Source organism: Hymenobacter aquaticus, from assembly GCF_004765605.1.
GTDB classification, from domain to species: Bacteria; Bacteroidota; Bacteroidia; order Cytophagales; family Hymenobacteraceae; genus Hymenobacter; species Hymenobacter aquaticus.
This window is the reverse complement of the sequence record NZ_SRLC01000002.1, coordinates 1,026,014-1,052,557: the sequence shown is the minus strand read 5'-3', so window position 1 is coordinate 1,052,557 and position 26,544 is coordinate 1,026,014. Positions and strand designations below refer to the sequence as shown.

Annotated in this window: 17 protein-coding genes; 7 read left to right on the top strand and 10 right to left on the bottom strand. The window is 64.0% G+C overall.

Annotated elements, in window-relative coordinates:
* Positions 1–13: 13 nt before the first annotated feature.
* From E5K00_RS17170 to E5K00_RS17150, 5 genes are all read left to right on the top strand, one after another.
* Positions 14–2,068 carry a S9 family peptidase gene (locus E5K00_RS17170; RefSeq protein WP_135464510.1) on the top strand — a complete coding sequence of 685 codons (2,055 nt, stop codon included), beginning with the start codon at positions 14–16 and terminating at the stop codon, positions 2,066–2,068.
* A gap of 121 nt (positions 2,069–2,189) precedes the next feature.
* On the top strand, positions 2,190–3,362 hold the full coding sequence (locus E5K00_RS17165) for a hypothetical protein (RefSeq protein WP_135464509.1): 1,173 nt from the start codon (positions 2,190–2,192) through the stop codon (positions 3,360–3,362).
* A 93-nt stretch (positions 3,363–3,455) separates the two neighbouring features.
* Complete coding sequence (locus E5K00_RS17160) at positions 3,456–5,390, top strand: sensor histidine kinase (RefSeq protein WP_135464508.1); 1,935 nt, start codon at positions 3,456–3,458, stop codon at positions 5,388–5,390.
* A gap of 40 nt (positions 5,391–5,430) precedes the next feature.
* Complete coding sequence (locus tag E5K00_RS17155; RefSeq protein WP_135464507.1) at positions 5,431–6,081, top strand: response regulator; 651 nt, start codon at positions 5,431–5,433, stop codon at positions 6,079–6,081.
* 28 nt (positions 6,082–6,109) lie between these two features.
* A complete protein-coding gene (locus E5K00_RS17150) occupies positions 6,110–6,559 on the top strand; it encodes a hypothetical protein (RefSeq protein WP_135464506.1) in 450 nt (149 codons plus the stop codon).
* Between the two features lie 17 nt (positions 6,560–6,576).
* On the opposite strand, the gene E5K00_RS17145 is transcribed toward E5K00_RS17150, so the two are convergent.
* The 6 genes from E5K00_RS17145 to E5K00_RS17120 form a co-directional block, all read right to left on the bottom strand.
* Entirely contained in the window at positions 6,577–8,715 is a 2,139-nt protein-coding gene (locus tag E5K00_RS17145) for an FUSC family membrane protein (protein ID WP_135464505.1), read from the bottom strand.
* Between the two features lie 234 nt (positions 8,716–8,949).
* The gene (locus E5K00_RS17140; protein ID WP_135464504.1) at positions 8,950–9,333 is read right to left on the bottom strand and encodes an STAS domain-containing protein; all 384 of its coding nucleotides are present in this window, start codon (positions 9,331–9,333) and stop codon (positions 8,950–8,952) included.
* A 434-nt stretch (positions 9,334–9,767) separates the two neighbouring features.
* Positions 9,768–10,679: a bestrophin family protein gene (locus E5K00_RS17135; protein ID WP_245328327.1), complete on the bottom strand. Its 912-nt coding sequence runs from the start codon at positions 10,677–10,679 to the stop codon at positions 9,768–9,770.
* Between the two features lie 239 nt (positions 10,680–10,918).
* Positions 10,919–12,751, bottom strand: a complete 1,833-nt coding sequence (locus E5K00_RS17130; protein WP_245328326.1) for a MutS-related protein — start codon at positions 12,749–12,751, stop codon at positions 10,919–10,921.
* 68 nt (positions 12,752–12,819) lie between these two features.
* On the bottom strand, positions 12,820–15,027 hold the full coding sequence (locus E5K00_RS17125; protein ID WP_135464502.1) for a TonB-dependent receptor: 2,208 nt from the start codon (positions 15,025–15,027) through the stop codon (positions 12,820–12,822).
* 33 nt (positions 15,028–15,060) lie between these two features.
* Positions 15,061–15,501, bottom strand: a complete 441-nt coding sequence (locus E5K00_RS17120; RefSeq protein WP_135464501.1) for a RidA family protein — start codon at positions 15,499–15,501, stop codon at positions 15,061–15,063.
* Positions 15,502–15,610: 109 nt separating this feature from the next.
* On the opposite strand from E5K00_RS17120, the gene E5K00_RS17115 reads away from it, so the two are divergent.
* Positions 15,611–16,417: an energy transducer TonB gene (locus E5K00_RS17115; protein ID WP_135464500.1), complete on the top strand. Its 807-nt coding sequence runs from the start codon at positions 15,611–15,613 to the stop codon at positions 16,415–16,417.
* A gap of 169 nt (positions 16,418–16,586) precedes the next feature.
* Entirely contained in the window at positions 16,587–18,143 is a 1,557-nt protein-coding gene (locus E5K00_RS17110) for a DNA integrity scanning protein DisA nucleotide-binding domain protein (protein WP_135464499.1), read from the top strand.
* A gap of 306 nt (positions 18,144–18,449) precedes the next feature.
* On the opposite strand, the gene E5K00_RS17105 is transcribed toward E5K00_RS17110, so the two are convergent.
* From E5K00_RS17105 to E5K00_RS17090, 4 genes are all read right to left on the bottom strand, one after another.
* Complete coding sequence (locus E5K00_RS17105) at positions 18,450–18,971, bottom strand: DUF4442 domain-containing protein (protein ID WP_245328325.1); 522 nt, start codon at positions 18,969–18,971, stop codon at positions 18,450–18,452.
* Between the two features lie 181 nt (positions 18,972–19,152).
* Positions 19,153–21,144, bottom strand: a complete 1,992-nt coding sequence (locus E5K00_RS17100) for a DUF3857 domain-containing protein (protein ID WP_167856931.1) — start codon at positions 21,142–21,144, stop codon at positions 19,153–19,155.
* Positions 21,145–21,234: 90 nt separating this feature from the next.
* Positions 21,235–23,187, bottom strand: a complete 1,953-nt coding sequence (locus tag E5K00_RS17095) for a DUF3857 domain-containing protein (RefSeq protein WP_135464497.1) — start codon at positions 23,185–23,187, stop codon at positions 21,235–21,237.
* On the bottom strand, positions 23,174–26,479 hold the full coding sequence (locus tag E5K00_RS17090) for a tetratricopeptide repeat protein (RefSeq protein WP_135464496.1): 3,306 nt from the start codon (positions 26,477–26,479) through the stop codon (positions 23,174–23,176). The genes E5K00_RS17095 and E5K00_RS17090 overlap by 14 nt, the downstream gene beginning before the upstream one ends.
* Between the last annotated feature and the right edge of the window lie 65 nt (positions 26,480–26,544).

Sequence of the window (26,544 nt, the reverse complement as noted above, 5' to 3'; positions counted from 1 at the left end):
TCCACCGTTCCCCATGAGAAAACCTTTCCTTGCCGCGCTGGCCCTCCTGCCCCTGGCCGCGGCGGCCCAATCCTCGGTCCTGACCCCGGAAAAGCTCTGGCAGCTGGGCCGCCTGGGTGAAATGCAGGTGTCGCCAGACCAGAAAACCGTGGCTTTCACCGTGACGCGCTACAGCCTCGGCGACAACAAAGGCAGCGCCGATATTTACCTGGTGCCCGTGGCCGGCGGCCCGGTGAAGCAGCTCACCAACACGCCCACCTCGGAAAATACCTTGAACTGGCGGCCCGACGGCAAGCTCACGTTTCTTTCCAGTGAGGGCGGCACCGACCAACTCTACGTCATCAACCCCGACGGCTCGGGCAAGCAGCAGCTCAGCCAGTTCCCCGAGGAAGGCCTCAGCAACCTGAAATACGCGCCCAAGGGCAACTTCATCCTCTACACCCAGGACGTGAAAACGGGCAAGGAAGTGAAGGACTGGTTTCCGGACCTGCCCAAGGCCGACGCGCGCATCATCGACGACCTGAACTACCGCCACTGGAACGTGTGGGACGACTACAAGGTGTCGCACGTGTTTTTCCAGCCCGTTGGGGCCGATGGCAAGCCCACCGGCTACGGCAAGGACGCCATGACCGGGGAGAAGTTTGATGCGCCCCTGCCCCCGCTGGCCGGCTCCGAGCAGCTGGCCTTTGCGCCCGACGGCTACAGCCTGGCCTACACCTCGCGCAAGCTCACGGGCAAGGCCGAGGCCGAAAGCACCAACTCCGACATCTACCTCTACAGCATCCGGGACGGCAAAACCGAGAACCTGAGCCAGGGCCTGGAAGGCTACGACGTGGAGCCCATCTTCTCGCCCGACGGCAGCAAGGTGGCCTGGCTGAGCATGGCCACGCCGGGCTTCGAGGCCGACCGCAACGGCATCGTGGTGTACGACTTCAAAACCAAGCAGCGCGCGGACATTACCAAGGGCTCGGAGCAGACGGCCACCAACATCCGCTGGAGCGCCGACGGCAAAACCATCTACTTCGTGGGCGTGGTGCAGGGCACCGACCAGCTGTTTTCGGTACCGAGCAAGGGCGGCAAAATCAAGCAGCTCACCCAGGGCGCCCAGAACTACAATTCGTTTGAGCTGGTGGGCAAAGACCAGGCGGTGGCCAACAAAACCACCATCAGCAGCCCCGCCGACCTGGTGCGCCTCGACCTGAAAACCGGCAAGGAAACCGCGCTGACCAGCCTCAACCAGGAACAGCTGGCCAGCGTGACGATGGGCAAAGTGGAAAACCGCCGCGTGACGACCACCGACGGCAAGCAGATGCAGGTGTACGTCATCTACCCGCCCGACTTCGACCCCGCGAAGAAGTACCCGACCCTGCTCTACTGCCAGGGCGGCCCCCAGAGCCCCATTACCCAGAGCTTCTCGTACCGCTGGAACTTTCAGCTGATGGCCGCCAACGGCTACATCATCGTGGCGCCCAACCGGCGCGGCCTGCCCGGCTTCGGCACCGAGTGGAACAACAGCATCTCGGGCGACTGGGGCGGACAGCCCATCCGCGACTACCTCTCGGCCATCGACGACGTGAGCAAGGAGCCCTTCGTGGATAAGGACCGGCGCGGCTGCGTGGGCGCCTCCTACGGCGGCTTCTCGGTGTACTACCTGGCCGGCCACCACGAAGGCCGCTTCAAAACCTTTATTGCCCACGCCGGCCTGTTCGACCTGACCAGCTGGTACCCCAGCACCGAGGAAATGTTCTTTGCCAAGCACGACATCGGGGCCGCCCCCTGGGAAATGCCGCTGCACAAGAGCTACACCGAGTTTAACCCCCAGCAGTTCGTGGGCAAGTGGGACACCCCGATTCTGGTGATTCACGGCGGCAAAGACTTCCGGGTGCCCGAGGGCCAGGGCATGGAAGCCTTCGGCTCGGCCCAGCTGCGCGGCATTCCGAGCCGCTTTCTGTACTTCCCCAACGAAGGCCACTGGATTCAGAAGCCCCAGAACGCGGTGCTCTGGCAGCGGGTGTTTTTCGAGTGGCTGGGCCGCACGCTGAAGCCCGAAACACAGGCCGCGAAATAATCTGCGCCCGTTAGGATACCTTGCAGGCCCCGCCCACCCGGCGGGGCCTGTTTCGTGCCTGGCTTTCCTGGGTTCAAAGCCTTATCTTATAGCTTTCTACCTAACCCTATTTCGTTATTCTATGCGCTTCTTTCCCGCCTCCGCCGCACTCATGCTGAGTATCCTGGCCGCGCAGCCCGGCTACGCCCAGGCCCCTTCGCTGCGCCAGCCCCGGCTGTGGGAACAAACGCAGTGGCGGCTGCCGCACCAGGCGCAGCCCTCGCCCCCGCCGACCCAAACCAGCATTCTGGTGCAGCCCATCATTCCCGTTGATGCCGATGGCTCGATTAAGGTGGAGCCCGACTCGGCCACGCGCCACCTGTATGCCCGCCACAAAGTGCGCGCGGTGCTGAAGGTGCGGCTCAACAGTGAGGGCCAGGTGCAGGACACGGTGGAGTACCAGGGCGTCGACCCCCAGGGCCGCTGGACGCAGGTGGGAATTTCCCCCCGCCGGGTGCGCCGGCAGTGGAGCTTCAACGCGGACGGGCTCTGCACGGCCCTGGTCGAGTATGCCCACCCCAAACGGCCCTACACGGTAATAACTACTTACAATCCTTCGTTGGGACGGGGCCAGCAGGAGGTGGTGCAGCCCGATGGCAAACACGACATCGTGAGTGAGAAACGCCTGTACCGCAGCGGCGACACCCTGCTGACCGAAATCAGGGGGCAGGCCCTGAACGTGCAGCACTACTTCTACCCGGCCTACTACCAGCGCAGCCTGCGCCTTTCTCCCCACCCCGACACGGTGCTGAGTCTGACCTGCTTTTACAACGAGAAACAGGAAATTACCAGCTTCCAGGCCGATTATCTGCTGTACCGCCAGGGCTTACTCGTGGAAAACGGTAAGCTGAATTTGCCGGAAACCAGCCGGGCAAAGGCCGTGCGCTACGCGCCCGACGCCACCGGCTTCCCCGACCCGGGCCGCCTGCTGGCGGCCCTGCGCCAGGGCCGGGGGCTGCACGCCCAGCGCCGCCGTTTCTACGACCAGCAGCACCGGCTTATCCGGCAGGAAATCAACCACTCCGTGCATTCGGGGGCGCGGGAGCAGCTCGTGCGCAACGTGGTGCACTACACTTACAACGCCTTGGGGCAGCTCATCGGCCGGGAAGGCAGCCTTACCACCGACTCGGCTCCGGGCCGGGCCGGCTACGCGGTGTTCTCCTATTTGCCTAGCGGGCTGCTGCAAGGCGAAACCACCGATGCCCGCAGCGCCAAACCCGCCTTCTACCGGTACCAGTATGAATACTACGAATAGCAGGCGCACCAAGTGGGCGCCGTGACGGGCAACACACTCTCTCGTAAGGGAGTACACCACCCGTACTTCCCGGCTTATCCAACCTTTTCCACCGTGCTGCTTCGTCTGCTGGCGCTCTGCGTCTTCCTGCTCAGCTTTTCGGCGCGTAGCCTGGCCCAGCCAGCCGACGACGAAACGCCCGTCGTACTCGACACGCTGTACCTGAACGATGAAAACCACCGTCACCTCTCGGAAGTGTACCGCTACTACACCGAGCCCTTCGCGGTGCCGGCCAGCCCCGAGCGGGCCGATAGCATGTGGCGGGCCGGGGCCTTCCAGCCGGGGCCCTGGCACAAGGCCCTGAGCCTGGGTTTCCTGCACCAGCGCGTGTGGCTGCGCATTGCCGTGGCCAACACGGCCCCGCAGCGCGCCCGCTACCTCTGGAGCATCTACAATTTTACCGACAGCGCCCGGCTTTACTTTCGGGCCCAAGGGCAGCCACAGTTTCGCCAGGTGGCGGCCAGCTCCTGGCAGCCGGCCAGCGCCCGGCCCTACCCGGCCCGCTCGCTCAGCTTTCCGTTTGTGCTCGAAGCCGGGCAGCGGGCCGTGCTCTACCTGCGCGTCGACCACTACGCGGGGGCGCTGTACCTGCCCACCTACATCGAAACCACCGAGCAGTTTCTGGCCTGGGAAGTGCACGCCCCCTTCGACCGGCACTGGGTCTGGCTGCTGGGCTTTTACACCAGCAGCGCCCTGTTCAACCTGGTGCTGTTTGCCTTCCTGCGCGACCGGATCCACATCTGGTACGTGCTGTACGTGCTCTGCGTGACGCTTTTTCTATTGATGGAAGATGGGTTCGATGCCTGGGTGCTACCGACGTTTCTGTACCAGGTAGTATGGTCGGTGGGGCAGTTCAATCTGCTGCTGCTGGCCGCGGCCTGCGGCGTGCGCATCATGCAGTCGTTTTTGCGGCTGCGGGCGGGTTGGCCCCGCCTCTATCGGGCCGGCAACGCGGTGGCCCTGGCTGCCGCCGGCTTCGCCGGAATCTATGCCCTGGTTTTCCCGTTGGCCGTGCGCTCGGGGGCTTTCTACCCCACCGTGCTCAATGGCATCCGGGAAGTGCTGCTGCTGGCCATCTTCGTGTATGGCTGGGTGGCGCTACTGGCCGTGCTGCTCTCGCGGCGGCGCAAGCTGGCGGCCTACTACGCCCTCACCTATTTTTTCTTCTTCGTCGGCTTTCTGCTATTCTGGCTCAACCACCTGGGCCTTACCAACTTCAACCTACTGAAGCCCAATGCCCTGGCCTGGGGGCTGGTGCTGGAGCTGCTGGTGCTGAGCGCCCTGCTCACGGGCCGGTTTCGGCACACGCTGCGGCAAAATGAAAAGTTGCGCATCCGGCAGCTGCGCCAGCGCAACGCCCAGGGCGCCCGCCTGATTGCGGCCCAGGAAGAAGAGCGGACCCAGCTGGCCCGGGAGCTGCACGACGCGCTGGGGCCCAACCTGGCGGCGCTGCACATGGCCTGGCAGGGTCCGGCCATGCGCGAGGCCCTGGCCAGCTCGCCGGCCGCCGCGGCCGTGGCCCGCCACACCGAGCTGCTGCTACGCCACCTGCGCGACGAAGTGCGGACCTACAGCCACGCGCTGCTGCCCACCGAGCCGGGCCGGGGCACCCTGGCCGAGTCGATAACGGCGCTGGGCGAGCTGCACAACGTCTACGGCCGCCCCGCGGTGCGCACCTACTGCGACACCACCCTCGACGACCTGCCCAAGCCCGTGCAACTGGCGGCTTACCGCATTGCGGCCGAGCTGCTGAACAACGCCATCCGGCACTCGCGGGCCACCGAGGTTTCGGTGCAGCTGCTGCGCCACCCGGCCGAGCTGGAAATCCTGGTGGAAGACAACGGCCAAGGCTTCAGCAAGACCCCGAGCGGCAGCGGCAGCGGAATCGGGCTGCGCGGCGTGCAGGCCCGCGCCGATTATCTGCGGGGGCGGGTGCACATCGACAGTTCTTCGCACGGAACTAGTATTGTCGTACAAATTCCTTGTTAATTGCCATTCGATTCCAATTTCTCCCAATTTCTTCCGCTCTATGGCGCCCGACTCCTGTCGTCTGCTTATCGTTGATGACCATGTGATGCTGACGCAGAGCCTGGCGCTGCTGCTGGCCGGGCAAGCCGATATGCAGGTGGTAGCGCAGCTGGCCTCGGGCGACGCCCTGCTCGACTGGTTGGAGCACGCCTCCCACCCCCTGCCGGCCGACGTGCTGCTGCTCGATCTGCACATTCCCGGCCCCGACGGGCTGACGGTGCTGCCCCTGCTGCAACAGCGGTGGCCCCAGCTGCGGGTGCTCGTCTTCAGCACCGCCGCCGCCCCCGAGCTGATTGAGCGGGTAGCCGCCGCCGGGGCCCACGGCTTTCTGGCCAAGTCGGCGGATGCCGAGCAGCTGCTGGCCGCCATTCGGGGCGTGCACGCCGGGCAACGGATTTTTCCGGTGCGGCCGCGCCTGGCGGCCGCTGCCAGTGGTGCCGCCACCGAGCCCCTGCTGCGCCTGCACCGCCTTTCTGCCCGCGAGCGGGAGATAGTCGGGCTGATCCGGACGGGGCTGACTACCCGGGAAATAGCCGAACGCCTGTCGTTGTCGGAGTTTACCGTGGGCACGCACCGGCGCAACATCATGCACAAGCTGGAGCTGACCAACATGGCGGCCCTGCTCCAGTTTGCCTTCGACCACGGTTTGTAAATAGTCCTCCGCTGCGCTTTTTCTTCCTATGAAGCACCTTCTGCGCTACCTGCTGCTGTTGCTGGCCAGTGTCCTGGCCGGCGCTTACCTGCGCATGGCCTTTCCGGGCCTGGCGTGGTGCAGCTGGGCCGAGCTGCTACACTTGCCGCTGCCGCAATGGATTGGCGCCCTGCTTGGCATGCCGCTTTTTGAGCTGGGCTACAACTGGTACGGCTACGTATTTCTCGGCTTCAGCTTTCTGCTTGGCGCCCAAACCCTGCTGGCGCACACCCGCAGCATGTGGCCTTTTCTGCTGCTGGGCAGCCTGCCGGGCCTGCTGCTGGCGGCGCTACTTGCCGCCAGTAGCCAGCCCGAAGCCAAACCGCTGGCCTTGCTTTTGGTCTACAGCCTTACGGGCATGGTCCACGGTGGGCTGTATTATTGCCTGTACGTACGCCCCGCCGCGGCCCGCCAGCCGGGCCCGGCAACGGCCCGGTAGCTTATCAGCGGGCTTGTTCAAACCAGAATGGCGTCGGTGGTCTTACCGATGTCGCTGCTAATTTTCTGGATAAACTCCAGCTGCTCGCGCAGCAGGTTTTCCTCGGGCGTGAGCACCTGCCGAGGAAAGGCGTCGGCTTCGACGGTCAGGAAGTCGGCGGCGGGTTCCGGGGCGGTGGCGTCGAGCTTTTTCAGGCTGCGGCCGAGCGTGGCCAGCGCCAGGCGCAAGGGCTTGCGCAAGGTAGGGCTCAGGGCCAGCCCCGCCGGAGCGGCCGAGGTGATGGAGGCAATGTTGGAAGCCAGAATGTGGTTCAGCACTACGAACTCATAAACCTCGTTGCTGCTGCGCCGGGTGCTTTTAGGCTCCGACAGCATGCGCTGGAAAGCGGCCGACAGGTTGGCCGAGCTGACGTAGACTTCCTTGCGCACCAGCCGGTAGTCGGTTTGGCGGAAGCTGACGCCCGCAATGCTTTCGGCCAGCTTGTGCAGGTACTGAAGGTTGGCCCGCAGCACGTTGCGCATGAAATCCTGGAGCTGCTCCGACTCCCAGCGCGGAAACAGCAGGTAGCCGGCCGAAAACGCAATGGCGCAGCCAATGAGCGTGTCCACCACGCGCTCCTCGATAACGCCCAGGTAGCCCACGCCCAGCAAACTGAACATAATCAGGATAAAGGGCGTCAGGCAGGTTACGGTGATGATGTAGTTGGTGCGCTGGAAGCTGTAGGACACAATCATCAGCAGCACCATCAGCACAAACTGCGCGGTCTGGTCGGGTATCAGCCACAAGATCAGCACCCCGATGACGCCACCGGCCAGCGTGCCCAGCACGCGCTGGTAGTTGCGCTCCTTGGTCAGGCTGAAGCCGGGCTTGAGCATGTAGGTGGTCGTCATCAGAATCCAGTAGCTGTGGGAGCCGGGAAACAGCAGCTTGGAGGCAATGAAGCCCACGGCGCAGGCCAGCGTCATCCGGATGGCGTGGCGAAACACGGAGGAGTTGAACGTCAGGTTGTCGCGGATAACTTTCAGGTCGTACTCGTTCCGGGTTACGAAGCGCGACACGTCCAGCTCCCGCCCGCTGGCGGCGCTGATTTTGGTGGTGTCGAAGTAGTTCAGAATGTCGTTGACGCGCTGGGTCAGGGTGCGCAGGTTCACCAGAATCTTTTTCAGCACCAGGTTGCTGCCCGCGCTGCCCTCCTCCCCGATGGCGTCGATGCGCACCTTCAGGTCTTCGAGCTGCCCCTTGAGCTTGGCCCGGGTGGTGTAGGGCCGGTTGGCCTGAATAGCGGCCCCGATGTGGTCCAGCTCCACGGCCATGTGCCGAATCATGCGGGCTACTTCGGCCAGCACGCCGGTGTGGCCAAACTGGGCGCGCAGGGCGGCGTAGTCGTAGTAAGTGGCCGTAATATGCTCGTACAAGTCCACCACGTCGATAAAGGTGACGACCAGCCGCCGCCCCCGCATCGTCGATTCGCTGATCAGCTGCCGGCTGCGGAACAGCACTTCGCGCACGGCATCCTGCTTTTCACTGACCACTACCTGCTGGGCCACCAGGCGGCGGTAGTCGTCTTCCAGATTGGTTTCCAGGCTGTAGAACTCGGCCTTGATCATCAGAAACTCGGCCACGCTGTGGATGCAGCCGGCCAGGGCCTGCCGGGCCGCCCGGTGGGGCCGCACCTGGTGAAGCAGCATGCTGAGCACCATGTACCACACGCCGCCAGCCAGAATCAGGCCGGCGTGGGGCAGAATCTGGGCCGGCGTCAGGGGCTGATCCATCATCAGAATCATGACCAGCAGCGCCGCCGACCCCAGCGCCCCGGCCCGGGCCCCGTACACCAGCAGCATCGTAAACGCGAAGCTCAGCACCGCTACTTCCAGGCCCAGCAGCCAGTTGGAGTGCTGGACCAGCCCCGTGAGCACCGCCACCAGAAACGCGCACACGCAGCCGTAGAGCATGCCGTTGCGCTTGTGCTCGATGGGGCCAGGCAAGTCGGTGATGCTGATGCATACGGCCCCGGTGGAAAGCGTCAGGCCAGTCGGGAACTGCCCCAGCTGGGCGAAGACCAGGGCCGGCAGCAGAATGGCGAAGGTGATGCGCAACCCGTCGGAAAAATCCTGCCCAAAGAAGAAATAATGGATTTTTCGGGTTTGCTCGTTCATTGCCGCGGGGTGTCGGGTCGGGGACCGGAATGGCCCCTTATACGGCGGGCAAGGTAAGCGCTGTTGGCCTTACTTACCGCCTCGGCCGCTACTTCCCCTTTTCGCCCTGAGACCCAGCCTTCTACCCGGGCGGAATTTCCCGGGTCGGCCCGGCGCGCTGCCCTTCCCCCACGAAAACGAAAGCCCTGCCCCACGCGGGGGCAGGGCCTGGGCGGGCCGCCGGCCCGGCGGGCGCTAGGCCGCGTCGGGCTGGGCGCGGTGCAAGTTCATGGGCTGCTGGCAGTATCTCTCCGCGTCGAGCAGAGTCGGCACGATGGGCACGTTCAGGGCGGGCACCAGGGCTTGCAGCTCTTGCCGGGTGAAGTCGCTGAGGTGGCACAGAATCAGGCTCATGCCGTGTTTGCTCAGCTTGTGGTAGTAGTAGCTGAGCAGCTCCGCCGCATCCGAGGGCAGGTGGTGCAGGTGGCTGCAGTCGACCCAGACGCTGGATTTGCCGCTGCGGGCGGCCCGGCTCAGGGCCCGGTCCAGGGCATCGTCTTCCTGTTCGTCGGGGCTGAGCACGTCGTCGGCCAGAATGAGAAGGTAGCTTTCCGGCAAAATCTCACGATACACTTCCATGGGTACTGGTCAAAAATGGTTAGTAGGGTTTGGCAGCAGAAGGGCAGGGCGGAAACAAACGGGCAAGACGGCGCTTGGCAAGAAAACAGCACCAACCAACGGGTAGCAACGGGTATATAAATACGTATCAGAGGATGGATGGGCTGCTCAGCGGCCCGAATATTTTCAGCCGTAAGACACTCATTCTGAATATAATAGTTTCTTATTTATACCCGAAATAAAATAAATACAATTACCCTACCCGCCCCCAGCTGGCTCAGCCTACCCGGGCCGGCCCCCACCGAAAGCCCTGAAAACGCTTCCGCCCAGCCCTGGGGAGGGCCGGGCGGAAGCAGCGGCGGCTCAGCTATATCTTTGAATAGCTATGAATTATTCCGGCGAAAGCGCGGCGGGCCGATTGCCAGCCCTTTTCCGCCAGCAGCAGCAGGCCGGAATTAGTACAGAATGTCGTCGATGGGTTCAAGGCGGGACGGCAGGGTGGTTTCGCCCAGCATTTCGCGCAGGTCGATTTCGATGCTGCGGCACAGGGCCGTCATGGGCACGTCGTTCATCTGGTTGTCGAAGGGATTTTCGCTGGTATGGCCTACTACCTCGATGGTGTTGAACACCCAGGAAACCAGCACCGAAAACGGCACCGTGAGCCACACGTGCGTGGGCCCCAGCTTGGAAAACTCGCCCAGCAGGCCCAGCGGCAGCAGGGCCGTAAACAGCCACACGAATACGTAGCTAAAAAAGGCGTACTGGCGCGGAAACGGGGTATTCTTGATTCGCTCACAGCCGCCCTGCAGGGTGTAGAGCTGCTCCAGGGTTTCGACCATCGACACGTGCTGGAAGTCGTTGAGCAGGCCGCGCTCCTCGCGCAGAATCCGCAGCTCGGCGGCCTGCTTGCGCAGCAGGTGGGCCGGCGGGTTCTGCTTGCGCCGCATCACCTCCGACTCGTCGGCATCCAGAAACGGGGCCACCTGCTCATCCCACAGCTCGGGCTGGCGGCGCAGGTTCAGGCGCAGGGCGTTGCACCAGGCCAGGTGGCGGTATACCAGCTGGCGGTGGCGGTGGCTCAGCTCGTGGGCACTGGCGGCCGGGGCCTCCACGTTGGGCGCATCCACCACCGACGTCACGAACTCCAGGGCCTTGATGGCCCAGGTGCGGCTGGCATTCACGATGCCGCCCCACAGCTGCCGCCCTTCCCAGAACCGGTCGTAGGAGCCGTTATTCTTGAAGCCGATGTAGAACGACACGGCAATGCCCAGGGTAGCCACCGGCTGCCACGGAATAGCAATAAAAGTCAGCTTGGCTCCCGCGTACAGCCCGCAAATCAGCAGGGAATAGAGCGTAAAGAGCAGCACGCTGCGCCAGGCATACTTCCAGATAACACGCCAACGAAGATTTTCCCGGATGTACACGAGTGGTGAATGAGTGAATGAGTGAATGAGTGAATGAGTGAGTTTTTCGTTCTGGGCCGGCTGGGCCGCTCACCTTACTGCGCCCTACGGGGCAGGTTGTTGCTTACGGCAGCATCGGCCGAGCGTTGGGAAGAAATAGCGGAGTAGAGAAGACAACGCGTCAACTTCACTCATTCACCACCTCACTCATTCACCGCTATGCCCATGAGCTGCATGAGCTTGCTGGCGTTGAACTCGCGGCAGGCGCCGGGCGTGAGGCGGTAGTCGAAGCGGATTTCGTCGCCCTCGATGGTGCTGTTGAAGCTGTAGTTGGTCACGGCGCCGGGCAGCTCCTGGGCCATAGCGGCCAGCTCCAGGTCGTGGGTGCTGACCAGGCCGCTGGCCGGGCGCTGGTGCAGCTGCCGGATCAGGGCCTGGGCGCCGCGGTGCCGGTCGCGGGAGTTGGTACCCTTCAGGATTTCGTCGAGCAGGTAAAACACGGGCTGGCCGGTGGCCGTCAGCTCCAGCAGCAGGCGCAGGCGCTTGAGCTCGGCGTAGAACGAAGAGGTGCTTTCGGCCAGGTTGTCCTGGGTGCGCATGGCGGTGTATACCTGGGCCGGGGCCAGCCGCAACGCCCGGGCGCAGACCACCGCCCCGGCCTGGGCCAGCACCATGTTCAGCCCCACCGTGCGCAGAAACGTGCTTTTGCCCGACATGTTCGAGCCCGTGATAATGCCCGTCTGGCCCGCGCCCCGGCTGCTGAAGTCGTTGCGGATGCGCTGCCGGGTGAAGATGAGTGGGTGCCCCAGGGCTTCGGCCGTTACTTCCAGCGGCGTGTCGCTCAGCGCGGGCACGGCGTAGTCGGGGTTGGCCGCCTGAAACCCGGCCAGGCTTACCAGGGCTTCCAGCTCGGCGCCCACTTCCAGCATGGCGTCGAGCTGGCCGCCGAGGCGGGCTTTCCAGCATTCCAGCAGCCACATGCAGCCCAGGTCCCAGAGCAGGATGTTGTTGGCCACCACGGCTACCAAGGCGCTTTCCCGGATGGAAAATAGGCCCGTGATGCGCGTCAGCTGCCCCATGAGCACGGAAGCGGGCTGCCCGGAGCCGGCGTGCAGGGTGGCGTGCAGCTCTTGCAGCCGGGGAGCGGTCCAGGCGCGGGCCTCAAACCAGGCCAGCTGCGCCCAGTAGGCCCGTAGCGCGTCGCGCATGGAGCTGCTGTGGCGGTAGTATTCGGCCCGAGCCTGCCGGAACACGCCGTTCAGGCCGCCCAGCACCAGCACGGCCACCAGCACCGGCCGGGCCGAGTAACCCACCAGCCATAGCCCCACGCTGGCCACGGCCAGGGGCGGCAAAACCAGGAGCAGCACTTTCAGCCAGGCTTTGCCCCGGAAGAAATCGGGCTGCCGCAGCCACTCCGTAAACTGGCGCGGGTCGGCATCCTGTTTGGGGTAATGTTTGGCCCGGGCCTGCCATTCCTGCTGCCAGGCCACGTCGGGAGCCAGCTCGGCCACGGCCTGCTGCCGCTGCCGCACCACTGCCGGCGCCGCACCGCTGAGCAGCCAGCCGGCCAGCCAGTCGTGGCCCAGGCGGGAGGTGGCGCGGTTCAGCAGCTGGTAGAGCGAGTGGGGACCGAATACGTCAAGGTCGGCCGTGTAGGGGTGGGTGGGGTCGAGGTAGCGCGTGCCGGCGTCGAAGCCGCTGAGCTGACCCGCCAGCCGGGCCAGCTCATCCTGGTTGAGCTGAGCCAGCAGCCGGTAATGCTCCCGCTGGTAGCCCACGGCCGAGTGCCAGCGCACCAGCAGCAGAAACACCACGTAGGCCAGGGCCGCCACGGCAAACACAGCCGGCAGCTCGCCGCGCGAAAACAGCCACCACACCGCCGCTATGCTGGCGCCAAACGCCGCCACCCGCACCCAGGCCACGGCCCGGTGCCGGGTGGCGTAGTGGCGTTCCTGGACGGTGTGGGCGGCCAGGTTTTCGGTGAACAGCTCGGCCGGGGCAAGGACCAGCGGACGGAAGGCGGAGGATACGGGCACGACGCAAAAAAGGGTGAGAGCGTCAAAAGTAACACTCCCACCCTCCCCGTCCTGCGTTGTGGCGCGGCCTAGTGCTCAAACCGCACCGTCAGGTAGAAATTCCGGCCCGCCGCGTTGATGCCCGAGGCGAAGGGCCGGTAGCTCTGGTCCAGAATGTTCTCCAGGCCCGACTGCACGCTCCACTCCCGGGTGACCTGGAAAGTGGTTCGCAGGTTAAACGTTTGCCAGCCCAAAGCGCCCACCGGCGTGTTCTGAATCAGGTTGTCTTCGCCCGAGGGGCTGTAGTCGGCCACGCCCTTGCGGCCGTTGAACAGCACGGAGGCTTCGGCCGTGAGGCGGCGGCTTTGGTAGGTAATGGCCCCGCGGCCGTACACCGGCGGAATGTGGTCCAGCGGCACGTCGGTGGTCAGCACGCGGCCGTTGGTGTAGGTGGCCGAGGCCTGGGCGCTCCAATGGTCGAGCAAGGCGGCATTTAACCGGCCGCTGAAGCCGTAGACGCGGGCCTTGCTGGCGTTGGTATTGGCCACCGTGACGAAGGTCTGGTTGTTGTACACGGTCGTCGTCGAGCCGTCGGGGGCGGTGTAGGGCCGCACCACAATGGCGTCGGTCAGGGTGCTGTAGAAGCCCGTGACGGCTACGTGCAGCCGGCCTTCGATGGTCTGCGACACTTCGGCCTCGCGGTAGAAAATCTGCTCGGGCTTCAGGTCGGGGTTGGGCACGATGAGCGTGCCGTTGTTCTGCTCAAAGGTTTTGCTGACGTCGTCCAGGTTGGGGTTGCGGAAGCCGGTCGACAGCAACCCGCTCACCCGGAAGCCCGCCGGCAGCATCCAGACCAACCCCAGGTTGCCATTCAGGGACGCTGATTTCTGGTCAGAGTTCAGCAGGCTGGACTTGAAGAACTCGGGGTTGAAATTGGCCTTCAAACGCACCGTGCTGAAGCGCAACCCGTCCGACAAAATCAGCTGGGGCGTGATTTCCCAGTTGTGGGAGGCGTACACGCCGGTCGTGGCGTAGGTCGAGCCGTTGGGGTAGCGCGTGGCAATGCCCTTGGTCTGGCCCGTAACGATGTTCACGTTGCGCCCGATGCTTTCCACCTTGTTGTGGGCGGCCTCGGCCCCGTAGCGCAGCTCGTGCCGCCCGATCTGCTTGAACAAGTCCAGGTTTACCGACCCGATTTTCACTTCCTCCAGGTTTTCGTCCCGGGTGTCGCGGCCGAAGGGGCGCGACAGGCGGCTCTCGTTCACCTTCTGCACGGCGGGCGTCAGGCGCACCATGTCGAACAGCAGCGTGGGACGGGAGTACTGGAACTGGTAGCTGGCGAAAAACCGCTTCTCCGGGCCGTAGTTCCATTCGGCGAAGCGCAGCGCGCCGTTGCGGTACTCCTGCAGCCGGTCGTAGCGGGGCACGTCGGAAGTGGTGGAGTACTGCACGTTCAGGGTGTGCTGCTGGCGGGCGCTGGGCCGGTACAGAAACTTCTGCAGCACCGCCAGCTGCCGGTAGCCCGACTGCCGCTGAATGTTTACGTTGTCGTTGGGCACCACCACGTCCTTGCCATCCTGCCGCTCCACGTAGCGCAGGTTTTCGCCGAAGCCGGGAAAGGATTTATAGTCGCGGCGGCCCTTGCGCAGGTCGTCGAAGTCGGAGGCGGTGATGCTGGTGAGCGAGCCAAACTTCTGCCAGCCCAAACTCAGGTCGGTGTGGGCCGTTTTTTCCCGGGCCGCCGTGCCGTAACGCACGAGGTTGCTGGTGCGCACCCGCGGCCCGGTGCCCGTGGTACTGTCGGCGAGCAGCGGGTTCTTGGTCAGCAGGCTGATAACGCCGCCCAGCGCGTCGGTGCCGTACAGCACGGAGCCCGCCCCGCTGAGCACCTCGACGCGGTCCAGCACGTTGGCGTCGGTCGAGAGAATGTTCTGCAAATGACCGGCCCGGTAAATGGCGTTGTTCATCCGCACCCCGTCCACGACCAGCAGAATCTTGTTGGCCTCGAAGCCCCGGATAACCGGGCTGCCGCCCCCAAACTGCGACTTCTGCACGAATACCTGGCCGGTATTGAGCAGGGCGTCGGCCGTGGTCATCGGGTTTTGCAGCCGGATCTGGGCGGCGCGCAGCACGTCAATCTGCTGGGGCACGTCGGCGCGCCGCTCCCGCACGCGGTTGGCCGACACGACCACCTCGCTCAGACCAATGACGCGCAGCGTATCGGGGCGGATGTTTTGGGCTGCTACTTCCTCGAACCCGAACAAGCTGGCCACCACGAAGGGTATGGTTTTCTTCATCGACTCTCAGGATAAATGCTTGCCGTCAGGTCCCTAGCGCCCTTCGCCGATGACGGCAATGCACTTAAGCTCAATGGCAATGGGCGTGGGCAGGCAGTTGATTTCCACCGTGGTGCGGCAGGGCTGGTTGCTCTGGAAATACTCGGCGTAGAGGCGGTTGTAGGTGGCGAAGTCGTCCTTCATGTTGGTCAGAAACACCGTCACGTCCACCAGGTCTTCCCAGCGGGAGCCGGCTTCCTCCAGAATGTAGCGCACGTTCTGAAACACGGCGTGGCACTGGCTTTCAAAGTCGTAGCGCACGATTTCGTTATCTTCCGACAGCTCCACGCCGGGAATGGCTTTCTGGCCGCGCTGCCGCGGGCCCACGCCCGAGAGAAACAGCAAGTTGCCGGCCCGGCGGGCGTGCGGATAAAGGCCCACGGGCTCGGGAGCCCGGGAAGAATTGTGCGCGGTAGAGGTTTCGTCAGGTTGCATACCGTCAAAACTACCGAATTACGGCGCAATCCGTACTGCAATAGTTCGTTTCTGAGCTGGTGCGGTTGTTGTCTTGGGCTGCGCTGCTCCTTCTAACTCCTGCTTGTCTATGCTCACTACTGCCCGCCGCCTGGCCCTGCTGCTCGCCCTGACCTCCGCCGCTTCGTCGGTGGCCCACGCCCAGCAGAAGCTCAAGTATCCCAAAACGCCCGCCGACCAGGTCTACGACGCGGTGGCCAAGCCCGCCGTGCCCACCGTGGGCTTGCAGGGCTACGCCGACTACCTCGAGAAAAACCAGCAGTACCCCACCGCCGCCCTGCAACACGGGCGCAGCGGCACCGTGGAAGTAACCTTCGTGGTAGAAAAGTCGGGCGGCGTGTCGGAGGTCGTGGCCAAAACGCCCGTCGACCCGGCCCTCGACGCCGAAGCCATTCGCCTGATTAAAGCCGGCCCCAAGTGGGTGCCGGCCGAAAACAAGGGCGCCAAAGTGCGGCAGCGCGTCACCATTCCCGTCACGTTTCACCTGCCCCTGGGCGCCGGCGGCCCCGCCCCGGCCACTACCGGGGAGCCCGAAACCCTGAAGCCCGAGGCAAATGACGGCCCCACGGTAGTGAAAGCCGAGCAGCCTGCCCGGCCCGTGGGCGGCACCGACGCCTTCTTCGAATGGATCCAGAAAAACCTGCGCTACCCGGCCCTGGCCCGCAAAAAGAACATTCAGGGCAAGGTACTGGTTGAGTTCATGGTGCAGAAAGACGGTTCCCTGACCGACGTCAAGCTGGTAAAGCGCCTGGGCGCGGGCTGCGACGAGGAAGCCCTGCGCCTGATTAAGGCCGCGCCCAAGTGGGAGCCGGCTTTGTACCAGGGCAAGCCCGTCAAGCAAAAAATGGTGCTGCCGGTGCTGTTTCAGCTGCTCTGATTCCTTTCCGCGCCGCCGTTGCTGCTCACCAGCTTTTTTCAGCGCCTTGGTTGAATATCGGCGCCGCTGATTCGTCTACTTCTTTACCCGGCCGGTCTTCCACCCAGCTACTTTTCCCGCGGCCCGCGCCGGCTCTTGCTGCCCTTCCTTCCACCTGCTTTCTATTCTTATGCTTGCCCCGTTACCCGTATTGTCGGCCCCGCCGGTAGCTCCTATCCCCGCGCCGCCGGTGTCCGGCCCCCTCACCATCTGGCCCTACCAGGCCCGGTTTCAGCAGGCGGCCCAGGCTATGGCCGAAGGTATTTTCAATGCCCTCGACGACGACCTGGCCCCGCAAGTGACTCTCATTGGCATTCCCGCCGCCCAGGGCCGCAGCGAGGAGGACGTGGTGTGCCTGGAGCCAGCCGACTGCGGCCTCGACTTTCAGCACTTCGGCCAGATCATGGCCCGGGGCCGGGAAATGCAGGATTCCTACGCCTGGGCCCCGGCTGACCGGGAGCAGCTCACCGAGGAAACCATCCGGAAGCGCTTCCAGGGCGTGGGCCTGCGCATGGCCACCCAGGAGGCCCTCGACGCGGTGGGCGGCAAAAGCCAGTACTTCGCCGGCTGGCCTATTCTGGTGGGCCGCTTCTACGTGGTAACCGTACTGCAACTCAACCGCAAGGCCCTCAAGATTCATCAGTCGCTGCACCCCGACCGCTACTACACCGATGGCAAGCCGGTGGCGCCGTCGTTGGTGCTGGCCGCCGTGCTGCGCTTCCAGGAAGAGTGCGTGAAGGCTCTGACCGAACCCGAACCCGGCTCGGGCATGCTGGTGCGCCCCCGCGAAACCGACGAGCTGGTGCGGGCCGCCGGCAAGCTGCTGATGGACACGCCGGCCCAGGCCCTGGGCATCAGTCCGGCCACGGCCAAGCTGTTTGCCACCTGCAACACCATTTCCTCGCTGCGCTACGAAGGCGCCGAGGGCATCGGTAAGCTGCTGCTGGCCCGCCGCCGCCACCCCAACCTGGAGGAAGTATTTGCCCTAACCTGCCCCACCCCGCTCACCGACTACCGGGCCGTGCGCAAGCTGCTCGAAATGACCACGCCCGACGTTAGCCTGCTGGCCGACGGCGAAAACGTGTACGCCCTAGGCCGCCTGGTGGGCACCTACGACGCCAGCCGCGAAGATCTGTTCATGATCAACTTCGTGACCCACTACGCCTGGGAGTTTCAGCACGACGGCAAGGTGCTCATGCGCAGCCACTACGGCCAGCCCAGCCTGCCCCGCCCCCGCCTCAACCGCCTGCAGTTCCGCAAAGACCTGCGCCGCATCTTCGAGCTGACCGACCCCATCAAAGTGGAGCGCCTCTGGGACGTGGTGGTGGAAGCCAGCCGCCAGAAGCACGGCACCCTGGTCGTCGTCACGACGGAAGCCCTGGCCGAAGCCGACCGCCTCAAGCTGCAATGCACCCTGATTGAGCCCGTGCCGCTCACCCCGCTCATCACGCGCCTGGTCACGGCCATCGACGGGGCCGTGCTCGTCGACCCGGATTCGTACTGCTACTCCATCGGCGTCATCCTCGACGGCAAGGCCTCGGGCCACGGCACCAGCACCCGCGGAGCCCGCTACAACTCGGCCATCCGCTACGTGGAAAGCAGCCCCTACCCCTGCATGGCTATCGTGGTCAGCGAAGACGGCCTGGTCGACGTCATCACCAAGGACAACCTGGCCGAGCGGGAATAGCGGGTAATGTGCTAATTTTTAATGTGCTAATGTGGGGAATGTGCTGATGTGCTAATATTCCCCGTGTCATTGCGAGGAGGCACGACAAAGCAATCCGTCCTCTGCTGGTGACCAATGACCTTTCACCAGAAAGCCCTTTCCCGTTGCGACGAGAAAGGGCTTTTCACATTAGGGGGCTCAGCATGTTTCAGCGGGCGGATTGCTTCGGCTGCGCCTCGCCATGACACATTCCTCACATTTCTCACATTCCACCACATTAGCACATCAGCACATTGCCCACATTCCCCACATTAGCACTTGAGCACATTACTTCTTTTTCGCCCGGAACGACCAGGTGATGCGGAAGACGGCTACCGTGTCGCCGGCCTGGTCGACGCCGGTGCTGGTGCACACCACGGTGCGGCCTTCGCCGGTAGCCCGGCTTTCGGCAATGGCCTGGGCAATGCGCAGCCCGTCTTCGCTGGTAAAGGCAATCAGGCCCACGGCTTTCTTGGTAAACTCCGCTTCCATACCGACCACCAGCATCGACACGGGCGAGCCGCTGGTGGTGTTCATCATCGACAGCACGCCGCTGGCCATTTCGGCGGCCATGCTCAGGCAGGCGAAGTAGATGCTGCGAAACGGATTTTTGGTCAGGTACTTGAACGGCACCGTGACGGTGGCCCGGGCCGGCGTGATGTCGCGCACCCGCAGGCCGGCCAGGTAGGCCATGGGCAGGCTGCGCAGCATAAACAGGCGCAGCTTCAGGGGGTTGGCAATGGTGCGGCGGAAGGCCGCGGCCTGGGGCGTATCGGCCGGGGCAGGCACTGCGGAGGCTAGCTCAGACATGGCAACGAGGTCGGGGTGAGGAGGCTGCAATGAACGCAAAATATTCGGCATGCCGAGCATTCCGCCCGACATTTCCGCGCCGGCCGCCCAAGCCAACGGCCCCGCTTTCTGAGGAAGACGGGGCCGTTGCGGCATCGTTATCCGTAGCGCGAACTTTGTAGTTCGCGCTACTACTCAGGTCTTACCCCTTCTTTTCCAGCACCAGCACCACTTTGTTGAAGTTGGCCGCCGCGTTGACTACTTCCCGGAAGGCTTCGAAGTCCTTTTTGGGCCAGTGAATCTGCTGGTAGTGCTCCTTGATGGTAACCGTGACGGTCTGGCCCTGCACGGCGTAGCTCGACTGAAACAGGAACAGCGGCGCGGTGGCGTCGGGGCCGGCCTTCACGTCGAAGTTGAGGTCTTTCAGGTTGCGGGCACTGTAGCCGGCGGGCAGCTCGAAGGTAATCACGCGGTTATAGCGCCGGTTGAACTCGTTTTCCACGTCGAACTGCCGGGCATCGGCCTGGTACAGCTCCGACTGCGGCCCGAGCAACTCCCCGACTTTGAACAGGTACTTGGGACCCGCCCGGTTCAGCAGCGCCGCCGACTCTACGCCGGCCTCCACGATGAAGGGCTTGGTCAAGGGGCTCAGGCCCCGCTCCCCGTTGAGCACCTTCAGGCTTTTGAACGTGGCATCGGGCACGCAGCTCTTAATCAGCTCCTGGGCTATTTCGGTGCGCTTTTCCTCCGGAATCAGGGAGTAGAAGGGCTGAATCACCTGGGCATTGTAGCCGCCCATGATGTAGCGGATGCTCACCTGCGACTTGTCCAGACTGGGCGCAAACTGCACCTTGATGTCCAGGTCGTTGGGGCTTTGGTCGGCCGTGAGGGTCGGAATGTCCTTCACCTTGCCCACCGCCGATTCGGTCGTGCCCAGCTTCACGGTGCGCACGAACAGGCCGGGGTTGGCGGTCCACTCGGCGGGCACCATGCCGTAGCGGTAGTCGGGGCGGCTGGGCGCCAGCAGCTGCTTGGTGGCCGGGAAGTAGAAAATGTAGTTGTCGAGGTAGTTCCAGGTGTCGAACGACTCGTCGAAGGGCGACACCGTGCGGTCGGACGTTACCACGGCCTCGTGCTCGATGTTAAGCTTGCGGAACACGGCCGCGAACAGGCGGGTAAAGCCCAGGTCGGTAGCGTTGCGCGAGGCGATGGTGCGGCTCAACTCGGCCTCGCCGCCCCCGCCCTCGGTGGGGTTGAAGTTGGTTTTAATGTAATTCTCGACAAACTGAATCTGCTCCGGGGCGCTGCCGGCGGGCACGCTCATCTGCTTCACGAGCTTGTCGACGGCCTTGGTTTCGTCTTTGGAGTAGGTGTAGAGCGAGCGGTGAATGTACTGACTGGCCTCGGCCCAGGTAAAGAGCCGCTCCCGGCCCCGGCCGCTGTTGTAGGCCAGCTTGTACTCGATGCGCATGCGCTCGGCCTGCGGGTGGGCAAAGCCCTCTTCCCGAACCGCCGCCACGTCTTTCAGGGCCAGCCGCACCACGTGCTTGCCGGCCAGAATCGTGTCGCGGCTGGCTTTGGGGCCGTGGTACACGCGGGTGTCGAAGGTGAGCTGCTCGGGCGAAATCAGCTCGAACGTGACGGTGCGGGCCGGCAGATCGGCCTGCAGGTACTCGCGGCCGAAGTAGCTGGCGCTGCGCTGGCGCATGTAGACGTACTCAATTTCGCTGCCCTTCTCCACGCCTTCCACGGCGAAAATCTTCAGGCCCCGGGCTCCATCCTGGTCTTTGAGCTCCTTGATGTTGCTCTGGTTGATTTCCACCACCTCGCCGCGCGGACTGATGGTGCGGGCCTTCAGCCAGAGCAGGGCCCCATCCTGCACCGGCACGTAGATCTTGTTGAACCGCTCAATGGCGTCGGTGCTGTTCACGCGCACGATGCTGTGGTTGGTCGAGTACAGACCCAGCTTATCGGTTTTGGCGTCGTAGAAGTATTCCTGGGCGCTGAAGTCGAGCAGCAGCAGGGCGGGCAGCTGGGCTTCGGCCTCGGTCAGGGGCAGGCGCTGGCGCTTGGCATCCCAGGAATAGTTGGCGTGGGTGAGGCCGGCGGGAATAGCCTGGGCGCGGGCATCGAGCACCAGCAGCCACAACAGGAATAGCCCGAGCAGGGACGGAAAACGGAGGATAGATTTCATTAGCAGCATGCGGCGCGGTGGTAATCAGCCGGCCAGTTGGGTAGGGTGTCAGGCAGGAAAGCGGCGGCCCGAAACCGGCCGGCCAGGGCGCTAGGCCTTTTTCTTTTTCAGGATAATTACTTCGCGGTAGGCCGCGCCCAGCTTATCGACAACGGTGTTCCACTTGGCGAATTGCGTGGGTTGCAGCAGCAGGTAATTCACGTACACGTCCTTTTCCTGCACGATTTTGTTGCCCTGCCGCTCGTAGCGGATGCTGAAGCCCAGCACGTCTTCCTTAGTGGCGGCGTTGGCGGGCAGATATTCCACCTCGTAGCCGCTGGGAATCTCAAACTCGGTGCGGGTCCGGTCGGTGTGGGCGTACTCGTTGTAGAGTGGCAAATGGCGCTTGTCGGTGTCAATCCGGTCGTTGGCGTAGGTCTGCTGCAGGTTCAGGTTTAGGTAGATTTCGTCGTCGACCTGCTGCACGTAGTCCTGCAGGCGGTACTCGTAGTCGATGGTGAGCGGCTGCTCGCGGGCCGCCACGTTCCTGACGGCGTAGCTGTCCACGAAAAACTTGTTGCTGCCGCGCTCCAGCACGTTTTTCACGTACTTCGACTCCTCGGTTTTGTCCATGCCATCCAGGGCGTAGGCCTGCTGAATCTTGGGGTAGCCGGTCAGGGCCAGGCGGCCCTTGCCCCGCAGCGTGGTGCCGGTCAGGGCCAGCGTCGAGACGTCGACGGCGTTGCTTTTCTCCTTTTCCATCACCGGCACGCTCACCACCTTGCAGTTTTTGCCGTCGAGGGCCAGCAGGGCCTCCTTGCCCTGAATCATGGACGTGGGCAGGTTGAAGGGGTTGTGCTTGCTGGTCGCGTCCAGGAACACGTACTGCCCGGGCTTGGGCTCCCAGGTGGCAATCATGTGGTTGTCGACGCCGGGCGTGGCCAGCTCGGAGTAGCGGTAAGGCAGGGCGCGGGTGCCAATCCAGGTCAGGTAGGTTTTGACCCCGGCCATGCGCAGCATCTCGTGGGTCAGGTTAGCCATGTCCTTACAGTCGCCGTAGCGGCGGGCGTACACCTGCGCGGCATCGGCCGGCACGAAGCCGCGCAGGCCGTTTTCGAAGGCCACGTAGCGCACGTGGTCCTGTACCCAATAATACACGCGGCGCACCCGCTCTTCCTCCGTACCAGCGCCCACGGCCAAGGAGTCGACCACGCGCTTCAGGGCCGGGCTTTCCTTTTGGTCGAGGTTGGCCACGAAGCCGGAGTAGAGCGAATACAGCTCGGGCACGCCCGACAGCATCCGGCGCGGCTGGCCCGCGGCCGGCACTTCCTCCACGAAATACACCAGGTGGGGCAGGTAATACGCCGCTTCCGGTCCGTCGTCGTCGCGGGAGGGACTGGGCAGGTTGTCCACCGTCCAGCGGTATATCACCGACGAGCCTTTTTCCTGGCGGGTGAAGGCTACGGGCGTGTTTTCGGTGTGAAACAGCTTGTAGTTGATCTTCACCGACTTGGGCGCCGTGATGGTTACTTCGGCGTGGCGCGTGGGCACGTGGTTGGCGAAGTAAAACGGCGTCAGGAAGCGGGCGTCGGGGTGGCGCACGGTGTAGTCGGCCACGGTCCGCACGCCGGGGGCCACCGCCGGAAACGACCAGGTGGTGTAGCGGGTGTCGTCGAAGAAAATGCCTTCCTGCACCTCAAACTTGTCTTTGAAGTCGGTGATGCGCAGGGCCTTGTAGTCGTTGCCGGCGGGCACCAGGGTGCGGGCATCCAGCTTCTGCAGGCGGCTGAAATGGGAGCTGTACACCTTATCCAGGGCATACAGGGCCGACTGCGGAGCCAGGTGCAGCATGTCGTAGTGGTGCTTGGCCAGCACCTGCACCGAGTCGCCCTTCAGCTCCACCACAATGTCCTGCCGGTAATCCAGGTACACGGCTTTTTCGTCCGGATACTGCTGCTGGGCCTGCAACAGCGCCTGCAAAGGGGCCTGGGCCCGGGCGGCTACCGAGGCCAGGCACAGGCTGCCGGCCAGGGCCAGGGTCCGGACTACTTTATTTGCTGCCATACACGTAGTTGTTCCAGTAGTAATCGGTGCGGGTGGGCTTGCCCTGGGCGTCGTAATACACCGTGGGGCCCGACCGTTCGCCGCTGCGGTAGGTTACTTCCCGCTCCAGCGTGCCGTCGGGGCGGTAGTAGCGGCAGCGGCCGTGCAGCTCGTCGTGGAGGTAGTTTTCCTCTTCCATCGGCTTGCCATCGGGGTAGAAGGTTTCCAGCTTGCCCGTCAGCACGCTGTTTTGCGTGTGGGAGCGGCGGTACACCTGCCCGGTGCTGTAGTAGTAAGTCCGGGTGCCGTCCACGTAGAGGTCCTTGTAGGCTTCCTCCACGGCGGGCTTGCCGTTGGCAAACTGCGTTTTCAGCGGGCCGTTGCCGGTTTCGAAGGCCGTAACCTCGCCCTTGGGCTGCCCATCGGCCCCACCGGCGCGGTAGCCGATGATGTTGCCCTGCTCGTAGTGCTTTTCCACCAGCAGCTCGCCCAGCATGTTGTAAACGCGGAACGGGCCTTCCAACTCCCCGTCGCGGTAGGTGCCCACCGACTCGGTTTTGCCGTTCTCGAAGTAGGTGGTCCACTCGCCTTCCAGCTTGCCGTTGCGGTACGGGCCGCGGGTCGACAAAGCGCCGGAGGGGAAGTAGGTTTTCCACTCGCCTTCCCGGCTGCCGCCTTTAAACTGGCCTTCCGCCACGGTTTTGCCGGTGTACCATGTGCCCGTGTAGGCTCCTTCCCGCTGGCCCCGGCGCATGCCGATGGTGGCTTCCGGCGCGCCGCCGGGTGTGAGCCAGGCCCCGCTGCCCTGCTCGTCGTAGCACAGCATGGGCATGCGGTAGCGGACGTTGCCACTGGGGTAGCGCAGGGCATACTCCTTGGTTTCGGGGGTAATTTCCTGGCGGCTGATTTCCTTGCCGGTCGAGTCGAGGGCCACTACCTGTAGCAGGCGGCCCGCCTCGTAGCGGCGTTGCTCGGCCAGCTTGCCGGCGGGCGTAAAGCTGCGCGAAGGGCCTTCCTGCGCGTCGTTACGGAAGTAATATTCCTCGCTCAGGCGGCCGTCCACGTAGTAGTCGCGCCACAGGCCCTGGCGCTGGTCGTGCTGGTAAAAGCCGGTCTGCTGGGGCTGCCCATCCTCGTAAAAGCTTTCGTAGTAGCCGTCGGCCTCACCGTCGGTGTAGTTCTGGCGCGACTTCAGCTTGCCGTTGGCGTGGTATTGTTCCACCAGGCCGTTGAGCTTGCCGCCGCTGTAGTGGCGTATCGTTTCGGTGGTGCCGTTGCGGTACGTCCAGCGCCATTCCCCGTCGGGCTGCCCGTTCAGGTAGGCGCCGGTGTAGCGCGGCTTGCCGGTCGGGCGCAGGCCCTGCACGGGGGTTTTGCCCTTCTTCACGTCGGTTTTGGCCAGAACCTTCCCCGCCTTGTCGAAGAACGTGACGCGCGTGATGCGGCCCAGCTCGTACTCCTGCTCCATGCTGAGCACGCCGTCGGCGTCGTAGTCGCGGTAGGTGCCGTGCAGCTCGCCGGCGGCGTTGTGGGTTTCCTCCGAGCTGAGCTTGCCGGTGCGGTAGTACTCCTTCCACAGGCCCACGATTTTGCCGTGGTCGTAAGTGCCGGTCTGGAACACCTTTCCGTTGGGGAAGTAGCCGGTGTAGGGGCCGTGCAGCTCGTTTTTGTCGTAGGCCCCCTTGCGCTCCAGGGTTTTGTCGGGGTAGTTCACCACGAACGGGCCCTGCCGCTGGTCGGCCACGAAGGCGTATTCCGCCTCCAGCGTGCCGTCGGGGTAGTTGTTGATGTCGGCCCCTTCCTTTTTACCGGCGCGGTAGTTGGTGCGGCCTTCCACTTTGCCATCGGCGTAATAAAACACCGACTCGCCGGTTATTTCGCCTTGCTTGAAGGGGCGCACCTCACTCACCGAGCCGCAGTAGCGGTGCAGCTTCAGGGGGCCGTCCAGCGCGCCGTGCACGTAGGTGCCCACCGCCGATATGGCCCCATTGTCGTGGTACTCGGTGTAGGCGCCGTGTAGCTTGCCCTGGTCGTCGTAGCTTTTCACCATCTGCACCTGCCCGTCGGGGAAAAAGACGCGCCAGGTGCCCGTGCGCAGGCTGCTGGCCGAGAAGCTGCCCTCTTCCGTGACGCTGCCTTCCTCGTCAATCAGCAGCCAAGGGCCGCGCATGGAGAAATCCTTGGCGCCTTTCTCGCCGTCGCCAATGGCAACCAGCTGGTCATCGTCGTTGTACCAGCCTTTCAGGCGCTGGGCTTTGCCGTCGCGCTGCACCACCTGGTAGGTGCGCAGCTCGTTCAGAGCGTCGGCTACGGCCTGCCCCATCTTCGTGACGCGGGCCTTATTGCTTTTCACCCACTGGGCGGCCTTCTTGTCGTTTGCCGACGACAAAGCCAGGTAGGTAAAGGCCGTCAGGTTGTCTTCCTGCCGCAGGGCCCGAATCATGGGGCTGTAGAAGCGCAGCAGGAAGTCGTTCGGGTCGGCGTCGGCGGCCGGGAATTTCTCGACCAGCAGCTGGAGCTGCTTGACCACGTTGGCGTCGAACTTCACCTTGCTCACGTAGTCTTTGCGCAGGGCCACCTTGGAGTTCAGCAGCTCGTCCAGCTCCTGAAAAGCGGCGTTGGGCTGGGTAGACGGCAGCCGGTCCTTGGCGTCCAGCTCCACGGCATTCGAGGCCAGCTGCTCGGCCATCACCAGCACCGAGTTGCTCCGCGCCCCATCGGGCTGAATGGCCAGAAACGTCAGCAAACCCAGCAGAGCGTGGGCCGTCTGGCCCTGCCGCAACGCCAGGTAACCCAGCGCGAAGTGGGTGTTGGCGCGCACCGGCATCAGCTCGGCGCTGCGCTGCAAGCTGGCCAGCGCGCCTTTCGCGTCGCCCGACGAGCTGAGGGTGATGCCCTGGTTTTGCCACAGCGCCTGGCTGTACGGGAACTGGCGCAGGCCCTCGGCGTACAGCTTCAGGGCCGCCGGCACGTTGCCCAGCTCTTCTTCGGCCGCCGCCACGATGTTGTACACCTGCGGATTGTGCACGCGCAGGGCTATGGCCCGCCGGCCGGCCTCAACGGCTTCCTTGTACTGCTTGTTGGAGAGGTACGACAACGCCAGCTCGTGCTGCACCCGCACGTAGGCCGTGTCGCTGGCCGGCACGGTCAGGTACTGGCTGATGGCCTCGGGGTACTTGCCCTGGTCGTGCAGGGCCACGGCCTCGCGCAGAATTTGGGTGGAGTTGGCCAGCGTGGGCCGTTGCTGCGCCCGCACCGATACGCCCGACAGGGCACAAAGCGCCACCAGAGCGCCGTAAGTAGAAATTCGCATTAACAAGAAGGATAACAGAGAAAGGCAATACGGGCGCGCAACCCGGATTAACAGGCAGGATAATC